Source organism: Prevotella aurantiaca, from assembly GCF_015262605.1.
Lineage (GTDB): Bacteria > Bacteroidota > Bacteroidia > Bacteroidales > Bacteroidaceae > Prevotella > Prevotella aurantiaca.
Genome location: NZ_JABZSJ010000093.1, coordinates 1 through 5,416 on the forward strand (window position 1 = coordinate 1; position 5,416 = coordinate 5,416).

3 protein-coding genes are annotated in these 5,416 nt (G+C 42.2%); all 3 read left to right on the forward strand.

Translation table 11 applies throughout. From position 1 onward, the window contains the following. Positions 1-573 precede the first annotated feature (573 nt). From dxs to HXN26_RS10755, 3 genes are read left to right on the forward strand one after another with little or no spacing between them, the layout of a single operon-like run. A complete protein-coding gene (gene dxs, locus HXN26_RS10745) occupies positions 574-2,538 on the forward strand; it encodes a 1-deoxy-D-xylulose-5-phosphate synthase (RefSeq protein WP_273161241.1) in 1,965 nt (654 codons plus the stop codon). Next, positions 2,535-3,875 (forward strand): Trk system potassium transporter TrkA, encoded by a 1,341-nt coding sequence (trkA, locus tag HXN26_RS10750; protein WP_273161243.1) that lies wholly within the window; start codon positions 2,535-2,537, stop codon positions 3,873-3,875. Before dxs ends, trkA begins: the two co-directional genes overlap by 4 nt. Before the next feature lie 21 nt (positions 3,876-3,896). After that, positions 3,897-5,354, forward strand: a complete 1,458-nt coding sequence (locus HXN26_RS10755; RefSeq protein WP_273161245.1) for a TrkH family potassium uptake protein — start codon at positions 3,897-3,899, stop codon at positions 5,352-5,354. The last annotated feature ends 62 nt before the right edge of the window (positions 5,355-5,416 follow it).

A 5,416-nucleotide genomic window follows, 5' to 3' on the forward strand; every position in this document is an offset into this window, starting at 1 on the left:
TTATTAGATAGTTACAAGGATTTTAAGCACATTTTTGTCATATAGGCCTATTTTTCAAATGCCATGATAGCTCTATCAAATCGTTAGAGCGTTTAAGATAGATCTCCTTTTACCTGATTTTGCCAAGTGAAAAACACTTTTTCTCTCCTACTCTATCCTTCCTGCATTTTTCTTTTGATAGTTGAAAACAAGAGCGTAAATACGATATTAAATGTCAAAAAAAGTAACTCCGCACAACCATCTGACTACCAACGTATTGCAATAGTACCTGTTTTACACGACAAAAGTGCCTGTTTTATCGTGCAAAACAGGCTCTTTTACAACGCAAAACAGCCTCTTTTGCAAAACCATAACATAAGCATTGTTTTTTACATGAATTATTTTAACAAAACCAAAGAAAACCTCTCACCTTTCCATCATAACCAAGATAGAAACAAAACAAAGTAGCATTCAAAAAGAGAACAAACATGAAGCGAATTTACAACACCTACTTATAATCTGAAATTCGCCTATTTTTATTTTGCCGTTCAAGCTATTTGGCGTACCTTTGCACCCACTATCACATTATAATTAATGTCGAACGATAACAACTTTAAGCTTTTAAGCAAAATCAATTCGCCTGCCGATTTAAGAAAATTGAGCATTGACGAGCTACCTATTTTATGCGAAGAACTGCGTAAAGATATCATTCAAGAAGTGGCCGTAAACCCCGGACACCTCGCATCAAGCCTTGGCGCAACCGAAATTACAGTAGCTTGCCATTATGTATTCAATACTCCTGAAGACAGAATTGTATGGGATGTAGGCCATCAAGCATACGGACACAAGATACTAACTCATCGCCGTGAGTGCTTTTGCAAGAATAGAAAGAAAGACGGACTCATGCCTTTCCCTTCGCCAAAGGAAAGCGAATATGATACATTTACTTGTGGTCATGCTTCTAATTCTATTTCAGCAGCATTGGGAATGGCAGTAGCTGCCAAGATGACCCAGCACCCAGAACGTCACGTTGTAGCCATTATTGGCGACGGAGCAATGAGCGGTGGCTTGGCTTTCGAGGGCTTAAACAATGCTTCTAGCCAACCAAACGACTTGCTTATCATCTTGAACGACAACGACATGTCGATAGATAGAGCTGTTGGAGGCATGCAACAATACCTGCTAAACCTTGATACAAACGAGACTTACAACCGCATTCGTTTCAAGGCTTCGCAATGGTTGCACGCTAAAGGTATATTGACCGATGAGCGCCGAAAGGGCATTATTCGTCTGAACAATGCCATAAAGTCGGCTCTTTCTCAACAGCAGAACCTCTTTGAGGGTATGAATATACGCTACTTCGGGCCATTCGATGGAAACGATGTAAAAGAAGTGGTGAGGCTATTAAACCAGCTTAAGAATATGAAAGGTCCGAAACTGCTGCATCTACACACCGTAAAAGGCAAGGGATACGAACCTGCTGAGAAGAGCGCAACAGTATGGCACGCACCTGGTAAATTCGATCCTGAAACAGGAAAGCGCCTTATACAGGACGAAAGTAATAAGCCACCGAAGTTCCAAGACGTATTCGGACACACCCTTTTAGAGCTTGCTAAAAGCAATTCACGCATTGTTGGCGTTACTCCCGCTATGCCAACAGGCTGCTCAATGAATATTATGATGAAGGAAATGGGCGACCGTACCTTCGACGTAGGAATTGCCGAGGGACACGCTATGACCTTCTCTGCTGGTATGGCAAAGGACGGACTACAGCCATTCTGCAACATTTATAGTGCATTCTCGCAACGCGCATACGACAATATCATTCACGATACTGCCATTCTGAACCTCCCTGTCGTCCTATGTTTGGACCGTGCAGGTCTTGTTGGCGAAGATGGTGCAACTCATCATGGCGCATTCGACATGGCTTTTCTACGCCCAATCCCTAACATTACCATCGCTTCACCGATGGACGAACACGAATTACGCCACCTTATGTATACTGCTCAACTGCCCGAAAAAGGTTTCTTCGTAATCAGATACCCTCGTGGAGGCGGTGTATTGGTAGACTGGCAATGCTCTATGAAGGAAGTAGAAGTAGGCACAGGACGTAAGCTTTACGATAAAACACTGGGTTCCGACCCAGAAAAAACAGCGAAAAGTGTGGCCGTTCTTACCTTTGGTCCAATTGGACACGATGTGTTGAAGGCTATCGAAGAACTGGAACAAGAGAATAAATGTGTAGGTCGCATTGCTCACTACGATATGCGTTTCCTAAAGCCAATAGATGAAAACATACTTCAAGAGGTGGGAAATAACTTCTCAGAAGTTATCACAGTGGAAGACGGAATAAGGAATGGAGGACTTGGAACGGCCGTTATGGAATGGCTAAACGAACACAACCATTGCATACACGTACAGAGATTAGGACTCCCAGACCAGTTTATTGAACAGGGAACAGTGCAGGAACTCCGACAATTATGCGGAATTGACAAAAACAATATAAAGCAAGAGATAGAGAAAAGTTTGTTAGTTACAACTTACAAAACAGAAGTATGAAGATTATTATAGCAGGGGCATTCGACATCGGAACCTATTTAGCACAATTCCTTTCTCGCCACAATTATGACATCATACTTATTGACGAGCATGAAGAGAATCTTAATAAGATAGGACAAGACTACGACCTTCTCACGTTGCAAGGAAAGGCAACAAGTATTAAAGTGCTACAAGAAGCTGACGTAAAGCATGCCGACCTTTTTGTAGCAGTAGACCCAATGGAAACTACCAATATTACGGCTTGCACCATGGCGCATAACCTTGGTGCCAAGAAAACTGTTGCCAAGATTGATAATCCTGAATATATGGAGCCGAAAAACCAAGAGCTGTTTAAGCAATTGGGTATCGATAGCCTTATCTATCCCGAACTATTGGCCGCAAAAGATATCATAAGCGGATTGAAAATGTCGTGGGTTCGCCAGCGCTGGGACGTTCATGGCGGTGCATTAGTCATGCTTGGCATAAAGCTGCGCAAGACTTGTGAAATATTAGACAAACCTCTTAGAGAAATAAGCGGGCCTAACGACCCTTACCATATCGTTGCTATCAAGCGCAGAACAGAGACAATCATTCCTAATGGTAACGAAACTTTGCAACAAGAAGACCTCGTTTACTTCATGACAACTAAGGAATACATTCCTTATATACGTAAACTCACAGGCAAAGAACATTATGTTGATGTGAAAAATGTAATGATTATGGGTGGTGGACGCACTGCTGTTCGTGCCGTAAAGATTATGCCTGAATACATGAATGTCAAAGTCATAGAAAGAAGTATCGACCGCTGTGAATATCTAAACGATATTATTGACGAATCGAAACTTGTCATCAATGGCGATGGACGTGATACCGACTTGCTCATAGAAGAAGGTATCCGACACACGCAAGCCTTTGTTGCAGTTACTCCAAATGCCGAAACTAACATTCTTGCATGCTTGGCTGTAAAGAGCTTGGGCGTGAAAAAGACAATTGCTGCAGTAGAAAACTTCGACTATATAGACATGGCTGCCAACTTAGATATTGGTACTATCATTAACAAGAAGGCGATTGCGGCAGGCTATATCTACCAAATGCTACTCGATGCCAATGTTGATAATGTGCGTTTCCTTATGTCTGTCGATGCCGACGTTGCTGAATTCATTCCAGTTCAAGGCTCGAAGATAACACAAAAGCCTATTAAAGACATGCACTTACCAAGCGGAATGACAATCGGTGGACTAGTTCGTCGCGACGAAGGTATGCTTGTTTCGGGTAATACACAGATTGAAGCGGGCGATATTGTTGTCGTTTTCTGCTACAACACCAATATGAAGAAGGTGGAACAACTGTTCAATTAAAAATAGTAAGAGAGGTTAGCAATGCTCAATCTAAAGACTATATCAAAAATTATAGGTGCGCTTTTAGGAATAGAAGCCTTACTGATGTCGCTTTGCCTATGTGTTTCGCTTTGGTATCATGATAACGATGTAACGGCATTCATATGGACTATAATCATCACTTCGGTAGCTGGTGGAGCCTTCCGACTATTGGGAAGACACTCTAACAACACCATTAACCGCAGAGATGCCTACTTTGTTGTGGCAATAACATGGGTCATTTTCTCACTTTTCGGAACCTTGCCGTTTCTCATTAGTGGATATATCACAAATTTCACCAATGCCTTTTTCGAAACAATGTCGGGTTTTACGACTACTGGTGCTACCATTGTTGACTTCCCAGAACATTTCCCAAAAGGCTTGTTATTCTGGCGTTCGCTAACTCAATGGATTGGCGGTTTGGGTATCGTTTTCTTCACTATTGCGATTCTTCCGTCTCTTGTTGGCGGTTCGCTTAAGGTGTTTGCGGCAGAGTCTACTGGCCCTATTAAGAGTAAACTGCACCCTCGGATCAGCACAGGAGCTAAATGGATATGGGTAGTTTACTTTGTTCTTACAGCGGCATGCGTTGTTAGTTACAAGGTATGCGGCATGAGTTGGTTTGATGCTTTCAACTATGCTATGACAAGCACAGCTACCGGTGGCTTTAGCACGGAAAGCGGTTCGATTGCTACTTTCCACTCTCCAGCCGAAGAATATGTCTGTACCATCTTCTGTTTTCTATCGGGTATAAACTTCACTTTGCTCTATGCTTCGGTGGTAGGCCTTAAGTTTAAGCATCTAATTAAGAACAGCGAGTTCAAGTTTTATTCTATTATGATTGCGGGTTTCAGTCTCTTTATCATGATAGAACTTATCTTCCGACTTAACTACGATGTAGAGCATGCTTTCCGTAGTTCTATCTTCCAGGTGGTATCTTTTATTACTACGACAGGCCTTTTCAGCGATGATGCAGCTAAATGGCCTCATGTTACCTGGGTTGTTCTTGCGGCGTGTATGTTCTTCGGAGGTTCTTCTGGTTCTACAAGTGGTGGTATCAAGAGCATACGTGGCGTTATGTTGCTAAAGGTTGTAAAGAACGAATTCCGCCAAATACTACACCCTAATGCTGTTCTTCCGATGAAGATAGACGGCTATAACGTTCAAATGTCTAAGCGTGTAACTCTGTTAGGGTTTATTGGTTTGTACCTTTTTCTTGCCGTTATTTGTGCTTTCACGATGATTGCAGCAGGCATTGACTCAACCAATTCTATGACAATTACACTCAGTTGTCTTGGCAACGTTGGTCCAACGTTAGGTTTAGAGATTGGTCCAACCATGTCATGGAACGAATTACCCGACTTCGCTAAGTGGATTAGCTCGTTCTTAATGCTTGTTGGACGACTTGAATTATTCTCTGTTTTAGTGCTCTTCACGCCCTCTTTTTGGAAGGAAAATTAGCAAAAAAGGGCTTATGTGACAAAAATGTGCTTATTTTAGCGTCGTTTTCTCTTATGTGACAA

Bases quoted from the DNA above. Each gene is read 5' to 3' on its own strand.
- dxs (WP_273161241.1), top strand. From the start codon at position 574: ATGTCGAACGATAACAACTTTAAGCTTTTAAGCAAAATCAATTCGCCT.
- trkA (WP_273161243.1), top strand. From the start codon at position 2,535: ATGAAGATTATTATAGCAGGGGCATTCGACATCGGAACCTATTTAGCA.
- HXN26_RS10755 (WP_273161245.1), top strand. From the start codon at position 3,897: ATGCTCAATCTAAAGACTATATCAAAAATTATAGGTGCGCTTTTAGGA.